The organism is Exiguobacterium sp. H66, from assembly GCF_018618705.1.
In the GTDB taxonomy this organism is placed as follows: Bacteria; Bacillota; Bacilli; order Exiguobacteriales; family Exiguobacteriaceae; genus Exiguobacterium_A; species Exiguobacterium_A oxidotolerans.
In genome coordinates this window covers 156,385-177,595 of sequence record NZ_JACSMQ010000002.1, presented here as the reverse complement: position 1 = coordinate 177,595, position 21,211 = coordinate 156,385, and the positions used below count along the sequence as shown (strand labels likewise).

General features: G+C 42.4%; 18 protein-coding genes. 10 read left to right on the top strand and 8 right to left on the bottom strand.

What is annotated here, in order from left to right:
• Positions 1-15: 15 nt before the first annotated feature.
• Positions 16-714, bottom strand: coding sequence for a cytochrome c biogenesis CcdA family protein (locus tag KNP88_RS04225; protein ID WP_285801701.1), 699 nt, complete (start codon positions 712-714; stop codon positions 16-18).
• A 230-nt stretch (positions 715-944) separates the two neighbouring features.
• Here KNP88_RS04225 and KNP88_RS04220 point away from each other — a divergent pair, with 230 nt between their 5' ends.
• Complete coding sequence (locus KNP88_RS04220) at positions 945-1,664, top strand: peptidoglycan DD-metalloendopeptidase family protein (protein WP_214892394.1); 720 nt, start codon at positions 945-947, stop codon at positions 1,662-1,664.
• A 54-nt stretch (positions 1,665-1,718) separates the two neighbouring features.
• Here the strand turns inward: KNP88_RS04220 and KNP88_RS15730 are convergent, their stop codons facing one another.
• On the bottom strand, positions 1,719-3,359 hold the full coding sequence (locus KNP88_RS15730) for a cytochrome C assembly family protein (protein ID WP_285801700.1): 1,641 nt from the start codon (positions 3,357-3,359) through the stop codon (positions 1,719-1,721).
• Positions 3,356-4,996 carry a cytochrome c biogenesis ResB family protein gene (locus tag KNP88_RS04210; protein ID WP_214892392.1) on the bottom strand — a complete coding sequence of 547 codons (1,641 nt, stop codon included), beginning with the start codon at positions 4,994-4,996 and terminating at the stop codon, positions 3,356-3,358. Before KNP88_RS04210 ends, KNP88_RS15730 begins: the two co-directional genes overlap by 4 nt.
• A 540-nt stretch (positions 4,997-5,536) precedes the next feature.
• On the opposite strand from KNP88_RS04210, the gene KNP88_RS04205 reads away from it, so the two are divergent.
• From KNP88_RS04205 to lspA, 6 genes are all read left to right on the top strand, one after another.
• Positions 5,537-5,902 (top strand): ArsR/SmtB family transcription factor, encoded by a 366-nt coding sequence (locus tag KNP88_RS04205; protein ID WP_214892832.1) that lies wholly within the window; start codon positions 5,537-5,539, stop codon positions 5,900-5,902.
• Entirely contained in the window at positions 5,895-8,315 is a 2,421-nt protein-coding gene (locus tag KNP88_RS04200; RefSeq protein WP_214892389.1) for a heavy metal translocating P-type ATPase, read from the top strand. Before KNP88_RS04205 ends, KNP88_RS04200 begins: the two co-directional genes overlap by 8 nt.
• Before the next feature lie 230 nt (positions 8,316-8,545).
• The gene (lpdA, locus tag KNP88_RS04195) at positions 8,546-9,964 is read left to right on the top strand and encodes a dihydrolipoyl dehydrogenase (protein ID WP_214892387.1); all 1,419 of its coding nucleotides are present in this window, start codon (positions 8,546-8,548) and stop codon (positions 9,962-9,964) included.
• A gap of 246 nt (positions 9,965-10,210) precedes the next feature.
• A complete protein-coding gene (locus tag KNP88_RS04190; RefSeq protein ID WP_214824045.1) occupies positions 10,211-10,861 on the top strand; it encodes a CadD family cadmium resistance transporter in 651 nt (216 codons plus the stop codon).
• Between the two features lie 333 nt (positions 10,862-11,194).
• Positions 11,195-11,857, top strand: coding sequence for a class I SAM-dependent methyltransferase (locus KNP88_RS04185; RefSeq protein ID WP_214892385.1), 663 nt, complete (start codon positions 11,195-11,197; stop codon positions 11,855-11,857).
• 134 nt (positions 11,858-11,991) lie between these two features.
• Complete coding sequence (gene lspA, locus KNP88_RS04180) at positions 11,992-12,468, top strand: signal peptidase II (protein WP_214824029.1); 477 nt, start codon at positions 11,992-11,994, stop codon at positions 12,466-12,468.
• Positions 12,469-12,882: 414 nt separating this feature from the next.
• Here lspA and KNP88_RS15590 read toward each other — a convergent pair whose 3' ends face one another.
• The 3 genes from KNP88_RS15590 to KNP88_RS04165 all read right to left on the bottom strand — a co-directional run bounded on the left by KNP88_RS15590 (position 12,883) and on the right by KNP88_RS04165 (position 14,870).
• Positions 12,883-13,824: a DUF4871 domain-containing protein gene (locus KNP88_RS15590; RefSeq protein WP_251132685.1), complete on the bottom strand. Its 942-nt coding sequence runs from the start codon at positions 13,822-13,824 to the stop codon at positions 12,883-12,885.
• Positions 13,805-14,308, bottom strand: coding sequence for an RNA polymerase sigma factor (locus KNP88_RS04170; protein ID WP_214861720.1), 504 nt, complete (start codon positions 14,306-14,308; stop codon positions 13,805-13,807). Before KNP88_RS04170 ends, KNP88_RS15590 begins: the two co-directional genes overlap by 20 nt.
• Before the next feature lie 367 nt (positions 14,309-14,675).
• Complete coding sequence (locus KNP88_RS04165) at positions 14,676-14,870, bottom strand: hypothetical protein (RefSeq protein WP_101803054.1); 195 nt, start codon at positions 14,868-14,870, stop codon at positions 14,676-14,678.
• A 117-nt stretch (positions 14,871-14,987) separates the two neighbouring features.
• Here KNP88_RS04165 and KNP88_RS04160 point away from each other — a divergent pair, with 117 nt between their 5' ends.
• Positions 14,988-15,236, top strand: coding sequence for a hypothetical protein (locus KNP88_RS04160; RefSeq protein WP_225218477.1), 249 nt, complete (start codon positions 14,988-14,990; stop codon positions 15,234-15,236).
• Positions 15,237-15,399: 163 nt separating this feature from the next.
• Here the strand turns inward: KNP88_RS04160 and KNP88_RS04155 are convergent, their stop codons facing one another.
• Positions 15,400-16,830: an N-acetylmuramoyl-L-alanine amidase gene (locus tag KNP88_RS04155; protein ID WP_214861718.1), complete on the bottom strand. Its 1,431-nt coding sequence runs from the start codon at positions 16,828-16,830 to the stop codon at positions 15,400-15,402.
• Positions 16,831-17,178: 348 nt separating this feature from the next.
• Here KNP88_RS04155 and KNP88_RS04150 point away from each other — a divergent pair, with 348 nt between their 5' ends.
• Positions 17,179-17,505 carry an ArsR/SmtB family transcription factor gene (locus tag KNP88_RS04150; RefSeq protein ID WP_101803175.1) on the top strand — a complete coding sequence of 109 codons (327 nt, stop codon included), beginning with the start codon at positions 17,179-17,181 and terminating at the stop codon, positions 17,503-17,505.
• A 675-nt stretch (positions 17,506-18,180) separates the two neighbouring features.
• A complete protein-coding gene (locus tag KNP88_RS04145) occupies positions 18,181-20,094 on the top strand; it encodes a heavy metal translocating P-type ATPase (protein WP_214861715.1) in 1,914 nt (637 codons plus the stop codon).
• A gap of 190 nt (positions 20,095-20,284) precedes the next feature.
• Here KNP88_RS04145 and KNP88_RS04140 read toward each other — a convergent pair whose 3' ends face one another.
• Positions 20,285-21,133 (bottom strand): cation diffusion facilitator family transporter, encoded by an 849-nt coding sequence (locus KNP88_RS04140; protein ID WP_251132684.1) that lies wholly within the window; start codon positions 21,131-21,133, stop codon positions 20,285-20,287.
• Positions 21,134-21,211: the final 78 nt, after the last annotated feature.

Here is a 21,211-nt window from a genome sequence, read left to right as displayed (position 1 = left end):
ATAGAAAATAGAGCGTCAGAACCCTCTAAACCCTGTAAAATCAATCAATATTGTAGTTAGTTTCGTTAGACCATCGAAATACAATATGATACCTAATAAAATCATAAGCCCTCCACCTATTTTTGTAACTTTTGAAGAATACTTCATTAAGTATCTTGATTTCCCGACCAAAAACGACATTAAGAAAAAGGGAATGGAGAAACCTAGAACATAAAAGAGCATATATAAAAATCCATTACCAGGATTTGTGGCAATCAAAGCAATAACTCCAGCGAGAATTGGTCCTGTACAAGGAGTCCATCCAGCAGCTGATCCGATTCCGACCAAAAACGTTCCGATATAGCCACGCTTTCTTTTTCCTAAATTCAATCTTCGTTCTTTAAGTAAAAATGTTGGAGTCCATAGACCAGTTAGAATAACACCAAATATGAATAAAATAAGTGCACCGCTCATCCGTAAAACATCTTTATACACTATAAAAAAATCAGCCAAGTATGACGTTGAAAAACCCATCACTAAAAATACGCTCGAAAATCCAAGTAAGAAAACGAATGTATGGGGAACACCATTCCAGTTCCACTTTTTATTTTCTTTTAACTCTGTAACTGAAATTCCTGTAATGTAAGATAGAAAAACAGGATACAAAGCTAGGCAACATGGCGAGATAAAAGATAAAAACCCTGCCCCAAAAGCTAACAAAAAAGATAACTCCATCAAATTCCTCCCGAACTCTAAAAAATAAATCTTTTTTTAAGATGTATAAAAAAGAAATGTGTTTAATTTTAATCATAAAATCTGTTTGTGAAAAACCTATGCATTTTTTGATTAAATCTCGTATCAATTTTTGAAATGAATTTGATACACTTTTTTGTAATATAGTGATGCTATACTCCTTTTAACAAATCGTTTGTCACCGTATCTTTATCTTTAAAGGAGTACAACTAATGAAAAACAAGGTAATACTTATCGCTTCTAGCGTCTTACTCACAACAACTTTTTCAATGCATAGCCCAAAAGTTGAAGCAAGTAGTGCATATAAAGTAAAAGTAAAGACAGACGATCTCCGTGTTCGGACTGGTCCTTCTCTCAATTACAATATAGTCGGCGTGACTAACACTGGTCAGACTTTTTCTTATTTAGGAAAAAAAGGAGCTTGGACAAAAGTACTTTACAAAGGGAACACACGGTATATCTATAGTTCTTACCTAAAAAAATATAAGAGCCACGTTGCAAAAAAAATGACGTATAATGAGTCTCTTTTTGCTTCTCCTACTAAAGGGAGGCTGACCCAAGGATACGGAAAATCTAATGGCGCTTACGGTTATACATTCCATAATGGCGTTGATCTAGCTGCAACAAAAGGCACACCTGTCTATGCTTCTGCGAGTGGAAAAGTCACTACCTCTAAAAACAGCGGTGCATATGGTAAACACGTTATGATTTCACATAGTCTAAAGAATCAAAAATACGTAACCGTTTATGCTCATATGAATAGTCTTTCGGTAAAAAGTGGTCAGACAGTCTCTAAAGGTATGAAGATTGGAACAGTTGGGAATACAGGAAACTCGTTCGGAAATCATTTACACTTTGAGATTCATAAAAACAGTTATAAATACAGCAGTTATTCTGCAGCGAATAGTGTCAACCCAATGAACTATTTGTAACCTAAAAAAAAAAGAAAAGATGATGTCCGAGGACATCATCTTTTCTTTTTACGTTCATTGCTGAGGACGACGACGAAGTGCGAAGAATCCGAGGATCGAAGCGGCTGCGATTCCGAGTAATGACCAGAGGATACCCGCTGAAGATTGTGATTCAGCTGCTCCACCAAGACCGGTGTTCGGCATTCCGGCCGGGCTGCCTTGGAATTTATCCGGGAACTGATCGACGATCGCTGTCGCTGTCCCTTCACCGACTCCGTACATGTGACCGTAGGCTTCACGGATCGCCGGGTACGTTTTGTCGTAATCTTTTTCATTGTAGCTGTTGAACGCCAGTAACAGTTGATCAATGTGAACCTTGAGTCCTTCTTCTAAGTCTTTCGACTTCAGGCGTCCTTCCGTTGCGGCATCGAGGAAGGCGGCTTGTTCGACGCGGTACTCATCCAGTTCCTGAACGGCCATGTCGCGTGCTTCCTCGTCTTTCGCGCCTGTTGCTTTGACATAATCGACGAAGTAGCCGATGTGGCTCGACCAGATCTTCTTGAACTCTTGTGCGGCTTCGCTACCGTACACCGACCCGATTGAAGCGGACAAATCGTCTGTATTTTCGTTCAAGGCACCTGCCGCTGCGTCAAAGTCCTTCGCACCGTCAATCCCTTTTTGCATCGTCAGAATCGCAAGCGCTGCGTGTTCTGAGAAGTTTCGGTTCAGTCCGGCACGGAGATCCGCTGCCGGTGTATCGACTTTCGTATTTTTGAATTTATCCGGATATTGATCGACGATGGCGCCGGACAACCCTTCACCCACCATATACATATGCTCGATGGCGATACGCAGGTTGCTGTACGTGGCATCATAGTCGCCCGCGACATAGCTGTCAAACGATGTCAGCAATTGCGTGATATGGACTTTCAATCCACCTTCTAAATCAGCCGCTTTCAGACGACCTTCTGTTGCCTTGTCGAGGAACGCCGCTTGTTCGACGCGGTATTCGTCGAGTTCTTTTAAGGCTTTTTGTTTCGCTTCTTCATCTTTGGCACCCGTCGCTTTGACATAATCGACGAAGTAGCCGATATGGCTCGACCAGATTTCCTTGAACGCTTCGCCCGCTTCATCCCCGTAAACGGATCCGACCGCGGCCGAAAGATTATCCGTATTTTGACTCAAGGCACCTGCTGCCTGATCGAAATCTTCTTTTCCGTCAATTCCTTTTTGCATCGTGACGACTGCTGCACTTATCGCCAGTATCCCTTCCGCAATGACCACCGTACTGACATGAATCGCCAGCCAGTTCGTTTGGAGCGCGGGGATCAATGGACTGATTTCATTCGGAAACATGCTGGCATACGCAATGATCAGCAAGGCAACCGGCAATACAACCATTCCTAAAACGGGTGTTTTATAGAGAAAATAAAGAATGATAAATCCTCCGACCAGCGTCATGCCAAACGCTGTCGTGAATTCAAACATGTTACTCAGCGGTGCATGGCCGGATACAGCCCAGCGGGTGAAAAAATAACCCAAATTCGCAAGAAAACCGAAAACAGTAACGGTAATTGCCACCTTCCCCCAACGCTGTTCCGAGTCGAACGACCCTTTTTTATTCCCTTTTACAGCTCCTCCAAATACGAATGTGGCAATCAGATACGCAAAGAAAGCGATATACAGTAAATTCGAGCTAATGGCGGTTAATGTCATGATCGCAGTTCCCCTTCCTTTTCCGTTTCTTCCTGCTGGTCGCTATAAGCAGGGAGTGATGCATATGCAGAAATTTGTTCGAGGTCTTTCTTCAAGCCGAACCAGTTTTTGTTCGTATGTCCAGCAAGCAGAATGTCGCCGCTATCGGTTCGCAGCAACCAGAACCGGCGGTGATTAAAGTACATCCCCTGTGCTACCCCTATCATAAAAATCAGACCTCCAAGACCCAGGATGGGCAAGGTTCGGTCTTTTCGGACGGTCAGGCCGGAGACATTTCGTGTTTCGGCACTTTGAAAAGCCAATTTGTATTGGTTGTCGCCAAATGGTTCGATGGTGTTTTGGATGGTAATGAAACTGGTTTCCCCTTTCGGCGTTGCCGGTGTGGTCATCTCCACAAGGAAACCTGGGTTGTCTGGCAGCGGATTCGCCGTTTGCGGTTCTCCATTTTCAAAACCGGAAAAATTCGGGTAATAACCGAGCAGTTCGACTGTCGATCCGTTCATCAATTCATACTTATCATCAGGATCGATCAAGTCAATGGTCAATTCCCCCATAGATTCTTGAGACTTTTTCTCCGTTAAAGCGAATGTCATCGTTTTTAATTCATTCAGCTTGTAATCCATCTGATACAGGGCATAGCCATCAAATTTTAACGGATGGTTCACACGGATGGGGTACTCTTTGACAATTTCCAAGTTATCAGTTGCCCCTGGCAAACTGCCTTCAGGCGCTTGATAAAGTACGATATCTGTCTGGTAGTTTTTCGCGACCGTTCCCACACGGTCGAGGGCTTCACCGAATCTGGCTTCTTCGCCTTCACCTGTATACGTTTCCAATGCAAACTTCACATTTTCCAAGGAATAGCCCGGCACTTCCGGAATAGCCCGTGTTTCCCCTTCCCGAATCCACAGTGTTTCATCGACATAAAAACCAGGGATCATCCGCAACATGACACCGGAAAGGAAAATAATTAGTCCGATATGATTGACATATGGGCCCCATCTGGAGAACCGACCTTTTTCAGCCAATAGCCCGTTTTTATCCGTTCTGACTTTATACTTCAATTCCTTCAATTTGGCTTCGGCTTTTTGCAGTGTATCGTCGGCGCCAGGACCCTGCCCATAGATGCGCTGTTTGTCCATAAAGCTGGAATGGCGCAGAACTCGTTGATTTTTCAACGATTTATAAAGAGGGACAAAACGGTCTAAGCTGGCAATCACCAACGAAATCGCCAACATCCCGACTAATGCGATAAACCAATAGGAACTGTATAAGTCGTGGAAGCCGAGAAAATGATAGACACGGCCAACGCTGCCATAAGTATCGGCGTAATAAGCTTTGATAGTCGCTTCTGTATTTGCTGGAACAAAAGCTTGCTGCGGGAGGATTGTGCCGATGGCCGCTGCAACCAGCAGGATGACAATAATACTGACGCCCACTTTCACGCTTGAAAAGAAGTTCCAGATTTTGTCGATAATGGATTTGTTATAGGTTTGTGAACGTCTAGCCGTTCCTTCGTAGCGCATATCCACCAATTTGCTGTTTTGTTCTTTACCAGTCAAAGACCGGCCACACGCTTCACATAAGTCTGTTCCGGGCGGGTTTACATGTCCGCATTTGCATTGCGTATTCTCCATCAACAAATCTCCTTACTCTATTTTAATCAGCTTCATCTGGATGTAACTATTCTCTATATAAAGGGATTTAGCTACAACGCAATCACACCATCTTGATTGACTAAAATTCTTTCTGCTTTGTTTCCCCTACTGGAGAAGGCGCTGTCTTGTCGTGGAACGTGTTGTCTTACTTTAGAATTTTAAATCGCAATATCGATGACTCAACATAATGGAGTGAGTATTGCATGGCCTACTGGTTCTTGCAGTAATATTTGACATGACCACATTGGATTTATCTAAAGGAAGGGATACCAAGCAACAGACATGAGAAGGAAAAGCAGGTAACATATGGACATATTATTTTTTGATTTTTTCTCCAACTAACATTCCCTCACGTTCTCCCTCTTATTTTCTAGCAATTAACACTAAACATTGAAACATTCATTTGAATATTAGAATTGACAAAACAGCGAACTCTTTCTATACTTACGTTAATCAAACGATCGTTTGAACTTCAAATATTTGAATGAGGTGGGAAATATGCAAAAAGAGACAGTCCGTATACAAAATGCAATCTGTGAGGTTAGTTGTGTAGACGAGGAAAAAGTTACGCGAGTGAAAAATGAATTGACGCAGCAAAACCCGTTGGAAGTAGCGAAAATCTTCAAGGCGTTGTCGGATGATACGCGAATCAAGATCGCCTATGCCTTGTCGTTGGAGGACAAACTCTGTGTTTGCGACGTTGCGAACATCATCGGCTCTTCTACGGCAACAGCCTCCTACCATCTGCGCCTGTTGAATAAGATGGGATTGGCGAAATACCGTAAGGAAGGGAAACTGGTCTATTACTCATTGGATGACGCACATGTGAAACATCTCGTGCAAGTGGCCTTCACCCATCAGAAGGAGGGTGTCAGCGTTGGTTGAAAAAACGAAGGAAACAGAAGATAAAACGGTCTACCGGGTCGAAGGGTTTTCATGCGCGAACTGCGCCGGGAAATTCGAGAAGAACGTCAAAAATCTTTCCGGTGTTGAGGATGCAAAAGTAAACTTTGGCGCTTCGAAAATTTCCGTTTACGGTGAAGCGACGGTCGAGGAACTGGAAAAAGCCGGTGCTTTCGAGAATTTGAAAGTGGCCCCGGAAAAACCGAAACGCCAGACAGCTCCGGAAGTGAAAGTCGCCATTGAAGACAAAAATGTTTTCCGTGTGGAAGGCTTTACGTGTGCCAACTGTGCCGGGAAGTTTGAGAACAACGTCAAGCAAATTCCCGGTGTCCAAGATGCAAAAGTGAATTTCGGGGCTTCGAAAATTTCCGTTTATGGTGCGGCCTCGGTTGAAGAATTAGAGAAAGCCGGTGCGTTCGAAAATCTGAAGGTCGCGCCTGAAATTACTGGTCGTCCAGCGGGTTCGAAAACGGAAGCCGAAAAAGCGACCGTTAAAAAAGAGGACAAAGTGCCGTTCTACCAAAAACACAGCACTTTGCTCTACTCCACCCTGTTGATCGTTTTCGGGTACATTTCCCAGTACGCAAATGGAGAAGAAAATTTGATAACATCCCTCCTATTCGTAGCGTCCATTGTCATTGGCGGCTACTCGCTCTTCAAAGTCGGTTTCCAGAATTTAATACGACTGGATTTCGACATGAAGACCCTCATGACCGTCGCGGTCATAGGGGCAGCCTTTATCGGCGAATGGGCGGAAGCGTCCATCGTCGTCATTCTCTTTGCCATCAGTGAAGCACTGGAACGCTATTCCATGGACCGGGCCCGTCAATCCATCCGTTCGTTAATGGACATTGCCCCGAAAGAGGCACTTGTCCGGCGCAATGGACAAGAACAGTTGATTTCGGTGGACGACATTGCCATCGGGGATACCATGATCGTCAAACCCGGACAAAAGATTGCGATGGACGGCATGGTGGTCAACGGCTATTCGGCGGTCAATCAGGCAGCGATTACGGGTGAATCCGTGCCCGTCGGCAAAACGGTGGATGATGAAGTCTTCGCCGGCACGCTGAATGAAGAAGGCTTGCTCGAAGTCAAAGTCACGAAGCTGGTCGAAGACACAACCATTGCAAAAATCATCCATTTGGTAGAAGAAGCACAAGGCGAACGGGCCCCTTCCCAGGCATTTGTCGATAAATTCGCCAAATATTATACACCGATCATCATGGCTGTTGCCGCACTCGTGGCCATTGTCCCTCCCCTCTTGTTTGACGCCAGCTGGGAAACCTGGGTCTACCAAGGATTGGCTGTGCTAGTCGTAGGCTGCCCGTGTGCTTTGGTCATTTCGACTCCGATTTCGATTGTATCTGCTATCGGGAACGCAGCGAAAAAAGGCGTTTTGGTAAAAGGCGGCGTGTATTTGGAAGAAATGGGTGCCATCAAAGCCATCGCGTTTGACAAGACCGGCACCTTGACCAAAGGGGTTCCGGTTGTCACGGACTTTGAAGTGCTGAACAAGGGAATCAGTGAAAAAGAGCTGCTTTCTATCGTCACAGCACTGGAGTACCGCTCACAGCATCCCCTTGCTTCGGCCATCATGAAAAAAGCGGATGCAGAAAATATTTCTTATTCTTCGGTCTTGGTCGAGGACTTCTCATCCATTACCGGCAAAGGGATTAAAGGAACCGTCGAAGGAACCACGTACTATATCGGCAGCCCGATCCTCTTCAACGAGCTGGGCGCCGCAAGTGCCGATGAGAACTTGGAACAAAATGTAACAGCCCTTCAAAATCAGGGCAAGACAGCCATGATCATCGGAACGGAACAAACTATCCTCGCGGTCATTGCCGTGGCGGATGAAGTCCGTGAATCCAGCAAGGAAGTCATCCAGAAGCTGCATCAAATGGGCATCAAGAAGACAATCATGCTGACGGGCGACAACAAAGGGACCGGTCAGGCCATCGGCCAGCAGGTCGGCGTCACCGAAATCCAGGCAGAACTGATGCCGGAGGACAAGTTGAATTTCATCAAACACTTAAGATCTGAATACGGCAACGTAGCGATGGTCGGAGACGGCGTGAACGATGCTCCGGCACTCGCTGCTTCTACTGTCGGAATTGCCATGGGCGGTGCCGGAACCGATACCGCTATGGAGACCGCTGATGTGGTCTTGATGGGTGACGACTTGAGCAAACTGCCCTTCACGGTGAAGTTAAGCCGGAAATCCTTGAACATCATCAAAGCGAACATCGCGTTTGCCCTCGGCATCAAATTGATTGCGCTGCTGTTGGTCATTCCGGGCTGGCTGACCCTTTGGATCGCCATCATGTCCGATATGGGCGCTACCCTTCTGGTTGCGCTAAACAGCTTACGGCTGATGCGCGTAAAAGAGTAACGAAAAGAGCTTTCCTATCCAATGGAAAGCTCTTTTCTGAAATACATAGTAATTGTTCATATGTATTAAACATTCTCTTTTAATCTTTTAGATAAAGGGTATGGAGCATTAAGAGAGGCGCTTTTGTCGTTAAGTAGCATATTGTTCCAGAAAGTCCTCTGCTTGTGAAGTAAAGGTCAGTAGAAATTATGATTTTCTTCAATTATTTAATACCGAAGGAGGAAACGGAAATGACAAACGAAGCAAAACAGGAACTTGATTTATTGGTGATCGGAGCCGGATCAGGCGGCTATGTGGCGGCCATACGCGCGGCACAGTTAGGGAGAAAAGTGGTATTGGTGGATAAGGCCGAATTAGGCGGAGTTTGCCTGAACCGCGGGTGCATCCCTTCCAAGGCGCTGATCAGTGCTTCTGAACGAGTGAAACATATCCAGCACGCCGGGTCCATGGGCATCAAGGTTTCTGGAGAAGTGGAAGTGGATATGCCGGAAGTTGTGAAATGGAAAGACGGCATTGTGAACAAACTCACGAGTGGGGTCCAGACCTTGCTGAAAGGCAATGGTGTGGAAGTCATTAGCGGGGAAGCTTACCTGACGGAATCCCATCAGGTAAAAGTCAAAACTGCAGACGGAGAACAGCTCTATACCTACAAAGATTTGATTCTGGCAATCGGTTCCCTGCCGACCGAACTGAAAAGCCTGCCGTTCGATCAAGAACGGATTCTCTCGTCAACAGAAGCTTTGACACTTCAGGAAGTGCCGAAACATCTCGTGGTGGTTGGCGGCGGGTATATCGGATTGGAACTCGGAACAGCCTATGCGAAATTCGGGGCCAAAGTGACCATCCTGGAAGGAACGGATACCATTCTTCCGGGAACGGACTCTGCACTGACGAATGTGGTTAAACGTCACTTAAAAGATTTGGGTATCACGGTCATCACCAAAGCCATGGTCCAAGGCGGTGAAAATACAGGTGAAGAAGTCAATGTCCGGTTCCAAGTGAATGGCAAAGAAGAAACCGTTACCGGCGATTACTGCTTGGTTTCGATCGGGAGAAAACCGAACACCGGAAACATCGGCTTAGAAAATATTGGTGTGGAACTGGATCAACGCGGGTTTATCAAGATAAATAACCAATGTCGAACCACGGTTGATCACGTGTACGCGATCGGCGATTGTGCAGGCGGTGACCTTCTGGCCCACAAAGCGAGTTATGAAGGTAAGATTGCAGCAGAGGTGTCAAGCGGACAAAAAAGCGTGATTGATTTTCAAGCGATGCCGTTTGTTATCTTCAGCGATCCGGAAGTTGCGTATACCGGATTAACCGAAAAAGCGGCAAAAGAACAGGGCTATGAGACGGTTTCCAGTCGCTTTCCGTTCCAAGCGAATGGCCGCGCCTTATCTATTTCCGATGCGGATGGCTTTGTACAGATTGTGGCCGAACAGGCGACGAAACGGGTATTGGGCGTCCAGATGGTCGGACCGGAAGTATCGTCCCTCATTGCCGAGGCCGTCTTTGCCATTGAGACCGGAGCGACTGCCGAAGACCTGAGCCTGACGATTCATGCTCACCCGACGTTGCCCGAGCCCTTGGCGGAAGCTGCAGAAGGTGTCATGGGACACCCAATTCATATGCTGAGCAAAAAATAATGGAAGAAACCGCAGACCAATTGCCTTGGCAAAAAGTAGCTGATGAAGCTCCGACTTTAATTCTGTCGGTTTCAAGTGTTGTTTGAAAGGTTTTTATAAAAGGATTCGAACGCGAATGGATTAATAGAAAGTACATGGTTAACCGTACACCTTTTCTTTTGAAGACAGGGATTCCAGGGAGGCTTTCAAAGATTCAAACCCGTCCCCCTTTCTTCAAAGGAAATGACTTTAACTTTTTTGGAGCTGATGGTTTTGTCTTTAGTGATCGTATCTGCAATTGGTGCCTTTATTGTCACCAATATTGATGACATTTTTATTTTGATGCTGCTGTTTTCCGAAGCGAAAACAGCGAAGGGAAGCACGGCCAATACGCCATCTTCCATCCGGCCACGTGATATCGTCATCGGTCAATACTTGGGCTTTTCCCTGCTGGTTTTACTCAGCGTGCTGGGGACATTCGGTGTTATTCTGATTCCGGATCAATGGGTCGGGTTGCTTGGATTAATCCCTATTTATTTGGGAATCAAATTGTTCCTGAATGGGGATGACGAAGATGAAGGGGCCATCCTCTCTACATTGAACTCCGGAAAGTTCAGCAAACTCTATTTGAGTGTTGCTTTTATCACATTCGCTAATGGCGGCGACAATATCGGGATTTATGTTCCCTATTTCTCCACCTTAAACATGAACGAATTGTTGGTTACCGTGCTCATTTTCTTAATCATGGTCAGCGTCTGGTGCTTCGCCGGATACCGGCTCGCATCCTTTAGATATGTCTCCGAAACCTTGGAGAAATTCGGGAAATGGATCATTCCGATTGTGTTTATTGGGCTGGGAATTTACATCATGATTGAAAATGAAACTTTTTCTGCCATCTTGGACTTTATTAGTTTGTGATGATGGGTTGAATGGAAAATTGTATAGCGCTTACCTAGAAACTAAACCCGATAGCCCTCCTTTTAATTAGATACAGTCTAGCAAAACAGCGGTCATCTTTTATGTGTCCGCTGTTTTTATAAAACTTCACTCCCAAGGTGGTAAACAGAAGAAAGGAGCCAGAGGCTCCCTGCTGAAAAGTAAAGGGCATAAATTTTCTGCTTTTCAGAGGGACAACCGCTACCGCATGAGAAAAATCAAAACAGCCACTCTATGAATTATTCACGCTTCGTAATAAGCATTACGTCTTCGCCCTTACTAAAAAAGCAGGCTCGAAGAAGGGATGAGGTATTCATGAGTAAAGAAAAGAAAAAAGCGTATATACCGGCCCTCAAATATCACTGGCTGACACGTTTTTACGATCCTTTGATGGAGTGGGGCATGCGAGAAAAAAAGATGAAAATGAAATTGATTCATCAAGCCTCCCTCCAACCTGGCGAACGGGTAATGGATTTGGCTTGCGGCACGGGGACACTCGCCCTTTTACTTCAGCAGTCGCAACCCGGTGTGCAAGTGATTGGCGTCGACGCCGATCCGGAAATCTTAGCAATCGCAAAAGAAAAAGTGAAAGAACGTCCAGTCGATTCTATCCTTTTTGAGGAAGGCTTTTCTGATCAACTCTCCTTTTCTAGCAACCTATTCCACCATGTCTTCACCAGTTTATTTATTCACCATTTGACGCTGGAGAAGAAGAAGGAAACCTTTGAGGAAGTTCGCCGGGTACTCAAATCGGGCGGCCAGTTCCATCTCCTTGATTTTGAGAAGCCGCAAAACGGATGGATGCGCGCTGTATTTCTCCCTGTCCAATTCCTAGACGGATTTGAAACCACTTCCCCGCATGTTAAAGGCATTATTCCGGTTTTGTTAAAGGAAACTGGATTTGCAGCAATTGAAGAAACGGGTCAATTCGTGACAATTGTCGGTACAATACGGATATATAAATCATTTAAGCCGTAAATTGATTATCCGGCATCTCAATTCGCCCTATATTTGTAATTTTGTATGTCCATTCTCCTTTCGATAGTAAAACATTCATTTGATTATTATATCGTGTTATAATCTGAAGGAATAATTATTGAGGAGGATATCCCTTGTACTATGTCATTGCGCTCATCGTTTTGGTCATTGATCAGTTATGGAAATCGGCGATTATTAAATGGTTAGAAATAGGACAAAGCATCCCTCTATGGGAGGGTGTGTTTCACATTACCTCTCTACGAAACAGTGGTGCAGCATTTGGAATTCTGCAAGGCCAACGCTGGTTTTTTATCATCGTAACGCTGCTTGTTGTAGTGGGTATCGTTTATTATTTACAAACGGAAGGAAAGAAAAATAAGGGAATTTCTTTTGCATTGTCCCTTTTATTCGGTGGCGCTTTAGGGAACTTCTATGATCGATTGCTGAGAGGGGAAGTTGTAGACAGTCTTGATTTTCGCTTCATTGATTTTCCGATTTTTAATTTAGCTGATGTTTTCATTTTTTCTGGTGTCGTCCTGTTGGCATGGCATACATGGCGCGATGCAAACCCTGATGAGCAAAAGGAAACAAAAATACTCGAAGCAGATTGATTCTTTCTCTCTTTTTGAAAGGAAGAGGCTGTCCGGAACGCCCATAAGAGGGGGCTTTCTGTGACAACCCTTTTAGTTTTTCTCATTTCTGGACAACAAGTAAGCGAGTCGCTTGCCTGGCTGTATTTTAAAATACAAGTTTTTCTTATATAGATTAACAAGGTAATTGTCCAAAAAACACGTTTCCCATCGACTTCCTAATGAGCGTGACACTTTTATATAATTCCCGGGAGTTTTTTCGTTCTTCCCTAATTGTGGATATTGCTTTGCATCAAAATTTATGACCGTTCGTAAAAGTACACTTTTACAAACAAAAAAGGAAGAAGCGTTTTCTACCTCCTTCCCTTCCAATAAGTGCTGATATGTGGTGTCTGTTTCTGTAATATGAACGAGCTGAAGCCATTGATTTTCCAGCTACTGCTCATGCACTTCCACATATACCGTGCCCATGACCTTGTCATTAATAACCGCCTCTAACTTCCACATGCCCGTTTCGGGCAGGGACATCAGGGTCGGGATATGATGATCGGCGCCATTATTCGGACTTGGTATCAATATATCCCCTTCAGGAACCACTTCAATTCCCTCACTGCTGTTCTCATGGGTTCCAACTACTTTGAACGAACCGGTAAGCTCTGTTTGGCTTCCCCAGAAATGCCACATGTACTTTTGGGGTTTATTTTCATAGAAGCGGACCACTTCACCGCCATCATAAATAAAGCCTGCTTTTTCTTCTTCACCGATCATTGTATAGCTACCTGATTCAAATAAAGGGCTTTCTTGCCATTTCGACTCATCGGTTTTTGTTAGGACCAAGCTTTCCTGTTGATCTCCCCATTCGATCGTTCCAGCGATTTCATCCTCTTCCGAATATAAAATACAGGTTGTGCAAGTCCCTAAATCTACATTTGGATAACCGCCATCTTCACTCAGTAGAAGCGCTCCCCCAAAGGATCCTTGATCATTTTTGTAAACAAACCGATAGGAGACTTTCTCGGGCTTCGTGCCCTCCCCGGTATACTCGATGGTCATAAACGCTTCCCGTCTATCCCCCTCTATCCCCTTTTGGGTATAGGTTACTTTCCAGCTGTTGCTCTCATCGGAAAAATTCATCACAGCCCTTTCCCCTTGTCCCAATGATCCAACCGAGGACTCCTGTCCTTCTTGGATAAGGGTCACAGCGAGGAATGACGCGACTGCAATCAACAGGAGTGCAAAAATGGCAGCAAACCGAAACGTATTCATTTGTCTTCGTGGAATGTTAAAAACGGCACGTCGCATTTTTTCCTTCGATTCCTTGGACAGTGAAACAGCATTCGACAGCCGCTGGAACTCCTCATCTTGTCGATTGTTCATAATTCACCCCTCCTTGCTTCTTCATGGAATCCTTCAATGACACCAAAGCTCGGGAAAGTTGCATCTTCACTTTGCTTTCGCTCCATCCGAGAACTTCCGCCGTTTCTTTGACCGACAGCATTTGAATTTTCCGGAGAATGATCACTTTTTGATGGCTCATCTTCAACGTGGAAATCGTTCGGTACAATTCCTTCAGATTGTCTTGCTCCAGAAAAGCGGATTCTGCGCTTTTCATGTTGATGGGTGAGTCGAACAGGGTGGAAACCGGGTGCTTCTTCCGGAAATGATTCATTGTCGTCGTATAGGCAATCCGGTAAAGCCATGTCCGGACTGCGGAATCTCCCTTGAATTCTCTTGAGTGGACAAAAGCTTTGATAAAGGTGTCCTGCGTCAGGTCTTCTGCCGTACCGCGGTCCTTCACCATAAACAAAATATATTTGTACATCTCCTCCGCGTAGTCTTCGAACCACGATTCTGTTTCCATAAGATCACCATCCTCTTATCTAATTAGACACATAAGTTCACTCTTCCGTCACAGCTTTTTAAAATAATTTTTATAAAAGCTTTGTATTCATCCATAAAGAAATATTCAAAGAAGTCCAGATATAACGGAAAAGGGAGAGAAGATGTGGTTGTTCCCTCTTCTCTCCCTTCGTATTCAAGTAACTTCCGATAAATTCATGATATGTAAACTAAAAATTCCAGCCAAAGATATTTAAGACTTCTAAATTAGCTGCATTTCTAATATCGATTTTTGGAAAAAAATTGGAAATTTACTTATCGATTAGTACTGCATATTCATTAATTTTTTCAAAGCTCACATCATTTGAAGTCCTGACTAATAAAAACAGTTATTTCAGTTCTACCCATCCATTCTTTATCGCCGTTACAACTGCTTGTGTCCGATCAAGCAGAGCGCGATAGAGTTTTGGAAGAAAAAGAACAGTTTTTCTGTGTCCACTTTCTTGACGGAAGACCAAGAAAGATGTTTGCTTCATGGTTGATTCCCCATCCATTTCAGTACCAATGCACATATCTTTTTTCATTGAATTGCCTTATTACTTAGTTGATTAATCGCCTAAATCCATTAGAGTTAGAATTACCTGACGGGATAAGTTCAGTTAGTAAAAATACCTAAACAGAAGAAGTGAGGGAGAAAAAAGATGACAGCAACGAAAAAAGAGAACAAAAGAAAACAAAAAAAAGAGAGATCCTCAACATACGGATTCCTCTTTTATAGTGTGGCTCTCTTTGTTTGGGCCCTTTATGATTTTGTTTTGAATGATAAAACGGGATGGCAAATGCCCATTTTGCTTATTGGACTGGCTATTTACCTTTGGTCAAAAGTGTTTTACCACCAACAACTAGTTAAACAACTTGCTGAAACTAAAAACAGTTTTAAAAAAACTTAATGACAGAATTTCTTTCGAATCCGAACAAGACAAATGGTAAATTCATATAAAACTCATCTTTCTCCATTAAAAAGAGTTGGCGAAAAATGCTGAAAATTATTCAAATACAAGATATTCAATCTTTTCCTTCATTACAGAAGCAGTACTTAAAAATAGTTGTAGCTCAATGCAGCTTTTTGCTGAGCGAAGCTCCAGCTTTTTTGTAGTATGGCAATACATCAGTTCGTTTTTCATAATGGTAAAAATAGTCCAGTGTACCGAGAAATAACGCTTTCCCCATTCTTTGACGCTCCAACTCCGATTTTATAAATTGAAGATCCTTCGAATTATCGATAAATCCTATTTCAGTTAGGGAGGCAGGAACTGTGTTTTCACGCAGCACGGCTAAATTCCCTACTTTAACTTGACGATTGGTCAACTTCCACGCTTCTTGCATGCGTGCCTGCAGATAAATGGAAAGCGCACGTGACTCTTGGACGTTCGGATTTGTCGCTGTTGTTTTCGCATAGTAAAAGGTTTCTTGTCCGTTTACTTCGCCATTAAATTTATTTGTATGAATGCTAACAAAAACATCTCCATCATTTTTTGCTGCTGCCTTAGCACGGTCACTTAACTCAATGAAAACGTCGGTACTGCGTGTCATTGTAGTAGCAATCGGTGTTTGATCAAAATAACTTTTCATGTGTTTTCCGACATTTAGAGTAATCATCTTTTCTTGAAAACCATTAGCGACGGATCCTGGATCTGTCCCCCCATGACCGGGATCTATAATAACTTTCAAATCACTCGTTCCTAGGGAAGTGGAAACTGGTGCGGGAACAGTGGGCTTTAAAGCTACAAGATAATTTGTACTGACGTAACCAGTAACACCATTCACCTGAACATGTGACCAGCCATTTTTTGATGACGCGACATTAACGGTTGTTCCATGTTTCAAACTGCTTATTACTTTATCCGAAGTGCTGGGACCAGAACGCATATTTAAAGTATCAGCACCTGTATTAACATACATTGTCTTGCTAAATGAAACACCCTCCGGTTTAACTCTGAAATTTTCATTTAAGCTTCTTGCCAAAAAAATTGCAAAGTCTGCTCGAATGATGGTCTCATCCGTTCGAAAACTGCCATCAGGAAAGCCTTGTGCAATTCCTTTTCGCATTAAGTTATCCACCGAAGTAGAGACACTGGTTCCACCCAAATTAAAACTCCTATTTATCAGAAGAGCCATCTCTCCACGAGATAGAACTTTATATGGTTGAAACGAGCCATCGGGATAACCTGATATTATTCCTTTCCGAACTAATTCATCCACATATCCTGAAGCGAAGTTGCCTACTTTTACGTCAGAGAATTTGGTATTTCTTTTAACCCCACTTAACCCTAGTGCTCCGCCGAGCATAGCGGCTGCTTCACCTCGAGTTACCTGTCGATTAGGCACAAAAGTTGTTGCCGTTACCCCGTGGACAAAACCACGAGTCACGAGATACGAGATTTCAGCTTGAGCTCGATGATTAGCTACATCTACGAAAGTGAGATTTGTATTTGCATAACTTTTTGGCGTGTAGATCGAGACTAGCAAAATCATTACAAGCATTATTATCTATTTTTTCAACTCATAATACCCCCTATTTTATACCTACAACATACTTTAAACTGTTTCTACTTGAATACACATCTGACATTATATTTAATTTTTATTTTATTTTGTCATTTTAATCGAAATGCCTGGGCATAAAGATACATTTAATGATAGAGATTTGTCTTTTCCAATGAAATTCAGCTGGTTATACGGGTGCAATTCGACAATTTTAAGCTAAAAAGAAGACTCTGGGAATATACTTGACAATTAATAAAAGAAAACCTTATAATCAATATATGAAAATATACTCATATATTGATTATAAGGTTAAAATATATCTTTGGAGGTCTTTAGAAGATGAGTATGGATTTTGAAAAAGAAGAAGTTTCCGCCACGAGTAAGCGGTTAGATGAAGAAACCCTCTTTGTCGTCTCCCAAACATTTAAAGCATTAAGTGACCCTACTCGAATTCGCATTTTGAATCTGCTGTGTTCCGGTGAATACTCCGTCAATGACCTGGCAGAAAAGTTGAATTTGGGCCAATCCACGGTGTCGCATCAACTGCGTTTTCTGAAACAGTTGCGATTAGTGAAATATCGTAGAGCTGGAACCACACTCTACTATTCGGAAGACGATGATCATGTCATGAATCTTTTAAAGCAGGCCATTGAACACGCGATCCATCATTGAAAAAAGTTTAATTACAAGATTCACTGCTGGACATCCTATATGTTGAAAAGAGTAAAAAAGAATGGCATATGATCATAACCGATTACAAAAAGACGCTTCCAATCTCCGGCATTCAATGGAATTAAGCTATACACGACCGACTTATACACTTCAAAAAGCGGATCTCAAAAAGCCAGACACGTTAGTTTGAGAGACCTTTCCAACATTAAAAAATTGATAGACGGTGAGATTGATCCCCTGGTATTTGAAGATGATCCATGATTACCAAGCCATTGGCCGTACCTGGTTCCTCAAAGGAAAACAGCGACTCATTCCCACCTATGGCCAGCATAAGGGCGTGAAGCTGATGGGTACGGTGGATTATGAGACCAGTGCAATTTTTTTAATAGAAGAATAGTATAATGCCCATGCCTGTTTATGGCATTCTAGAAATGTAGTCTTTGGCAACGTCCAGAAAATTATTCTGACTGTCAGTGCGTTTCTTCAGGACGTCATGCGCCGAAAAAAGAAACGATTGATCGGTTGTGCGTTAGATTATTAAACATTAATTCAACTTATATAGAAGATATTACACGCCACTCTTTTTAGTTTAGAGGGAATAAGTCCACAAAATCTATGGACACAAACAATAAGTGTACGAAAACCAAAGAGATTACATTTAAAGAGGTGATAGAAATGGAGACAGTTAAAGAACAACAACCTCATGAAACACATAACCACGACCATAATCACGGAAAGATGCCCATTATTTTGTACTTCATTGGGTTAGCCCTAGCGCTTATTGCTTTATTTTTAAATGGAGAGTATACAATTACTAAGAACATTTTATTTTCAATTGCAACAATTAGTGCGGGCTATCATGTCATTCTTCTTGAAGGAATTGGAGAAACAGTTGAAAATACAAAAGCCAAAAATAAATTTACACCTAATTCCCACATTTTAATGGGATTAGCTGCACTTGGTGCTTCACTGATAGGGAATTTTTGGGAAGGAACGTTGCTGATTCTCATATTTTCTGGTGCGCATTTTTTAGAAGATTATGCTGAAGGTAGAAGCAAACGAGAAATCACAAAATTACTTAAATTAAATCCAACGACTGCCAGATTGATCATTTCTGATGGCAATACAAAAATTGTTGATGTTAATGAATTAAAAGTGGGAGATCGGCTCCAAGTATTGAATGGAGATCAAGTACCCATTGACGGAGTCATTTTATCTGGAAATACCTCCATTGATGAATCTTCTATCAATGGAGAAAGTATCCCTAAAGAAAAATCCAAAGGAGACATGGTTTTTGGGAGTACGATTAATGGAACAGGTACTTTCACAATGGAAGTCTCAAAAGAAAATAAAGATACTGTTTTTTCAAAAATTTTACAACTAGTCAATCAAAATCAAAATAATCAAACAAAAGCCGCCAGTATTATCCAGAAATTTGAACCTAAATACGTTACAGTTGTTTTAATGGCAATACCGCTCTTCATTTTACTCACTCCCATGATTTTAGATTGGACTTGGTCACAAAGTACTTATAGAGGATTAGTTCTTTTAGTCGCAGCTTCACCGTGTGCTCTAGCTGCAGCCACTGTATCCGTAACTTTGTCAGCCACTTCAAATCTAGCTAAAAGAGGCGTACTTTCAAAAGGAAGTTCCTATTTGTCTCAATTAGCCGGGATTCAAGCAATTGCCTTTGATAAAACGGGAACCTTAACGAAAGGAAAACCTGAAGTAACCAATTATTATTTTACTAATTCTGTAAACGAAGAAAATATTATTGATATCGTAGTGGCTCTTGAAAAGGAATCCAACCACCCCTTAGCAGATGCTATTCTAAGAAAGTTTGAACAAAAAAATAAACTAGCTATTGAAGTAGAAAATCAGATTGGTAGAGGATTGACAGGAGATTACAAAGGTAAAAATTATCGAATAGGAAAGCCGACTTCTTTTGACGGTGTTTCAGATGAATATATTCATTTAAATAGTGAATGGGCATCAGAAGGTAAGACAGTCGTATATGTAGCAGAAGATGAAGAAGTCATTGGTCTGATTGGGCTAATGGATATTCCAAGTGAACATGCGAAAGAAACTATTGAGTATTTTAAAAAACTAGGTATACACACTACTTTAATTACTGGTGATTCTGAAATGACCGGAAAGGCGGTTGCTGAACAGTTAGGACTGGATGAAGTTATCGCTAATGTTATGCCGGAAGACAAATCTAATATTATAGATCAACAAAAAGAAAACTATGGCATAACCGCTATGGTGGGCGATGGTGTAAATGACGCACCTGCTCTTGTGAAAGCAGATGTCGGAATTGCTATGGGAGATGGTACAGATGTTGCAGTAGATGTATCTGATCTAGTTTTAATGAAAAGCGATTTATCCAAATTAGTAAAAGCTCATCAGATTTCTTTAAAAATGAATCGTGTTATTTGGCAAAATATTATTTTCTCAATGGCAGTTGTAGCATTTCTAATTGTCGTAAGCTTAATAGGATTAACGGATATAGCAATCAGCGTCATTATTCATGAAGGAAGTACATTGGTTGTAATTCTAAATGGGCTTCGTTTGTTAAAATCTAGATAATCTGGTCCAGACTTTTTTAAAATAGAATGTACTATAAAGTGTTTGTAAAAGTACTTTTTTACAAACTTATACAGACCAAAAGAGAGAAAAGAGGCTTTTAAATTTGCCCCTTTTCTCTCTTTTACTTAAGTAACTCCTAGAAAGCTATTGAAAGTTCCCTTAGGAATCACACGCACTAAAAGAAAGGTTATTAGCGGTCTTTCCATTCCAGTTCAATGACAGAATGAGCAATTTTCAGGTCAGAAGTGGCCATTCTTACTTTTTCTTTTATAGCGGCTGAATCCGCAAGATTATCTCCCTCAACAGAAAGATGTAGATTCAGTGCATTCTCTTCTCCGTCGATCGACCAAATGTTTAAATCCTGAACAGCTAACACCCCAGGAATTTTTTCGATTTTCGCCTGCATTTCTTCTATATTAATTCCCTCAGGTACGCCTTCCAACAAAATTTTCATGGTTTTAGTAAGGTTGCGCACAACGTTTACCAAAATAAACAATGCAATTGCAAGAGATAAAATCGGGTCGAGGATGTGGATATCCTTGAACAGCAGAACAATGCCGACAATCAGCACTGCCACCCACCCTAAGACATCTTCGAGCATATGCCAGGACAGGACTCCTTCATTTACTGATTTTCCTTTATGTAACTTGAAAGCTGCATAACCATTTAAAAGAACGCCTACAACGGCAAACCAAATCATCCCTTGGGCATTGGAATGTTCCGGATTAAACAGCAAAGGGATGGCTTGAGTAAAAATATAAATAGAGCCGGCAATCAAAACAGCTGCATTGATTAATGCGCCCAAAAGCGAGAAACGTTTATAGCCGAACGAAAACTTTTCATCCCCTTCTTTATTTGAAAAGTTTTGGAGAAACCAGGAAATTCCTAAAGCAATGGCATCCCCTAGATCATGAATGGCATCCGACATGATTGCAATGCTGTTAATTAAAAAGCCGCCAATGAGTTCTCCTATTGAAAATAGAAGGTTGATCACGAAAGCCAACTTAATGTTCTTGGTGGATTTATGAGCTTTTGCCATAATACATCCCTCTCCTGTTTCAGTTTTGATTTCAGAAAAATTACATAGATTCTAAATACACAACAGAAGCATCTGTAT

Bases quoted from the DNA above. Each gene is read 5' to 3' on its own strand.
- KNP88_RS04210 (WP_214892392.1), bottom strand. From the start codon at position 4,996: ATGGAGAATACGCAATGCAAATGCGGACATGTAAACCCGCCCGGAACA.
- KNP88_RS04185 (WP_214892385.1), top strand. From the start codon at position 11,195: ATGAGTAAAGAAAAGAAAAAAGCGTATATACCGGCCCTCAAATATCAC.
- lpdA (WP_214892387.1), top strand. From the start codon at position 8,546: ATGACAAACGAAGCAAAACAGGAACTTGATTTATTGGTGATCGGAGCC.
- KNP88_RS04165 (WP_101803054.1), bottom strand. From the start codon at position 14,870: ATGAAAAAAGATATGTGCATTGGTACTGAAATGGATGGGGAATCAACC.
- KNP88_RS04170 (WP_214861720.1), bottom strand. From the start codon at position 14,308: ATGGAAACAGAATCGTGGTTCGAAGACTACGCGGAGGAGATGTACAAA.
- KNP88_RS04190 (WP_214824045.1), top strand. From the start codon at position 10,211: ATGGTTTTGTCTTTAGTGATCGTATCTGCAATTGGTGCCTTTATTGTC.
- KNP88_RS04150 (WP_101803175.1), top strand. From the start codon at position 17,179: ATGGATTTTGAAAAAGAAGAAGTTTCCGCCACGAGTAAGCGGTTAGAT.
- KNP88_RS04145 (WP_214861715.1), top strand. From the start codon at position 18,181: ATGGAGACAGTTAAAGAACAACAACCTCATGAAACACATAACCACGAC.
- KNP88_RS04225 (WP_285801701.1), bottom strand. From the start codon at position 714: ATGGAGTTATCTTTTTTGTTAGCTTTTGGGGCAGGGTTTTTATCTTTT.
- KNP88_RS04220 (WP_214892394.1), top strand. From the start codon at position 945: ATGAAAAACAAGGTAATACTTATCGCTTCTAGCGTCTTACTCACAACA.
- KNP88_RS04140 (WP_251132684.1), bottom strand. From the start codon at position 21,133: ATGGCAAAAGCTCATAAATCCACCAAGAACATTAAGTTGGCTTTCGTG.
- KNP88_RS04155 (WP_214861718.1), bottom strand. From the start codon at position 16,830: ATGCTTGTAATGATTTTGCTAGTCTCGATCTACACGCCAAAAAGTTAT.
- KNP88_RS04160 (WP_225218477.1), top strand. From the start codon at position 14,988: ATGACAGCAACGAAAAAAGAGAACAAAAGAAAACAAAAAAAAGAGAGA.
- KNP88_RS15590 (WP_251132685.1), bottom strand. From the start codon at position 13,824: ATGAACAATCGACAAGATGAGGAGTTCCAGCGGCTGTCGAATGCTGTT.
- KNP88_RS15730 (WP_285801700.1), bottom strand. From the start codon at position 3,359: ATGACATTAACCGCCATTAGCTCGAATTTACTGTATATCGCTTTCTTT.